Genomic DNA, 2,232 nt, shown 5'->3' on the forward strand with positions numbered 1-2,232 from the left:
GGGGGAGACCAAGGGACACGTGCCTTTATTGCTAACCTTTATGGCGGTTCTGTAACAGATGAAAAAGTAACCAAGTATACAACAGATGATCCAAAATTTGTGAAAGGTCTTGAAAAAGCAGCTGGCTGGATTAAAGACGGTTTGCTAAACAATGGTTCACAATTTAACGGTGGAGATGACCTTCAAAACTTTGCTAACGGTCAAACTTCTTACACAATCCTTTGGGCGCCAGCTCAAAATGGTATCCAATCTAAACTATTGGAAGCAAGTAAAGTAGACGTGGTAGAAGTACCATTCCCATCAGACTCAGGAAAACCAGCTTTGGAATACTTGATCAATGGATTTGCAGTCTTTAACAATAAAGATGAAAAGAAAGTTGCAGCTGCTAAGAAATTTGTTCAATTCATGGCAGATGACAAAGAATGGGGTCCTAAAGACGTCGTTCGTACAGGAGCATTCCCAGTTCGTACTTCATTTGGTAAACTCTATGATGACAAACGTATGGAAACCATCAGCTCATGGACTAAATACTACTCACCATACTACAACACAATTGACGGATTTGCTGAAATGAGAACCCTTTGGTTCCCAATGTTGCAATCTGTATCTAATGGTGATGCCAAACCAGCAGATGCTTTGAAAGCATTCACTGAAAAAGCAAATGAAACCATCAAAAAAGCTGCCAAACAATAAGCACTAATGAAGATTTTATAATCCCCCTTTTCCCTGTACACAAGCGTGTAAGAAAAGGGGGACTTTTATTTAAATGTAAGAAACGATCATGTGAAAATTAAAATGAAGTTCTTACATATGCTTGCATTAGAAAAATTTCATTTTGATTTTAAAATAGTTTTAAACAAAAATAGAATATCTTTAATTGAAAGTGAGGTGCCGACTGTGAAAGTCAATAAAATCCGCATGCGGGAAACAGTGATTTCCTATGCTTTCTTAGCACCAGTTTTATTCTTCTTTACCATTTTCGTGTTAGCTCCTATGATTATGGGATTTGTTACGAGTTTCTTTAATTACTCGATGACGAGCTTCGAATTTATCGGACTAGAAAACTACATTCGTATGTTTAAAGATCCGGTCTTTACAAAATCGTTGATTAATACGATTATCTTGGTAATTGGTTCTGTACCGATTGTTGTTCTTTTCTCGCTCTTTGTAGCTTCACAGACCTATCATCAAAATGCTATTGCCAGATCCTTCTACCGTTTCGTCTTCTTCCTACCAGTTGTTACAGGGAGTGTTGCCGTTACGGTTGTATGGAAATGGATTTACGATCCACTATCAGGGATTTTGAACTTTGTCCTCAAATCAAGCCATATTATCAATCAAAATATTTCATGGTTGGGTGATAAAAACTGGGCTTTGATGGCGATCATGATCATCCTCTTGACAACTTCTATTGGGCAGCCGATAATCCTTTATATCGCTGCGATGGGAAATATCGATAACTCCCTTGTAGAAGCTGCTCGTGTGGATGGGGCTACTGAGTTTCAAGTATTTTGGAAGATCAAATGGCCAAGCCTCCTTCCAACAACACTTTATATCGTGATTATTACGACCATCAACTCTTTCCAATGTTTTGCGCTGATTCAGCTCTTGACTTCTGGTGGTCCAAACTTCTCAACCAGTACCCTCATGTACTACCTTTACGAAAAAGCCTTCCAATTGACTGAGTATGGCTATGCCAATACTATCGGTGTATTCTTGGCAATCATGATTGCCCTTGTCAGCTTCGCTCAGTTCAAGATTCTTGGAAACGATGTAGAATACTAAAGAAAGGAGCTACCTATGCAGTCTACACAAAAGAAACCCTTAACCGCATTTACGGTTATTTCAACCATTATCTTGCTCCTTTTGACAGTACTTTTCATCTTTCCATTTTATTGGATTTTGACAGGAGCTTTTAAATCTCAACCAGATACCATTATGATTCCACCGCAATGGTGGCCAGCAAATCCAACAATGGAAAACTTCCAGCAATTGATGGTGCAAAACCCAGCCCTTCAGTGGATGTGGAACTCAGTATTTATCTCACTAGTGACCATGTTCTTGGTGTGTATCACCTCATCGCTTGCGGGGTATGTACTGGCTAAGAAACGTTTCTATGGACAACGGATTCTCTTTGCTCTTTTCATTGCAGCTATGGCTCTTCCAAAACAAGTTGTCTTGGTACCTTTGGTGCGGATTGTCAACTTTATGGGAATCCATGATACGCTTTGG

At 39.2% G+C, this 2,232-nt stretch carries 1 protein-coding gene and 2 pseudogenes; all 3 read left to right on the plus strand.

Going from position 1 to position 2,232, the window contains the following annotated elements:
* Positions 1 to 693, plus strand: a pseudogene (locus SORDD24_RS11455) (ABC transporter substrate-binding protein); the annotation flags it as partial.
* Between the two features lie 225 nt (positions 694 to 918).
* Positions 919 to 1,785, plus strand: coding sequence for a carbohydrate ABC transporter permease (locus tag SORDD24_RS00535; protein WP_196757268.1), 867 nt, complete (start codon positions 919 to 921; stop codon positions 1,783 to 1,785).
* A 15-nt stretch (positions 1,786 to 1,800) separates the two neighbouring features.
* Positions 1,801 to 2,232: pseudogene (locus SORDD24_RS00540) on the plus strand (carbohydrate ABC transporter permease); the annotation flags it as partial.

This window comes from Streptococcus oralis (assembly GCF_001579175.1).
In the GTDB taxonomy this organism is placed as follows: domain Bacteria; phylum Bacillota; class Bacilli; order Lactobacillales; family Streptococcaceae; genus Streptococcus; species Streptococcus oralis_O.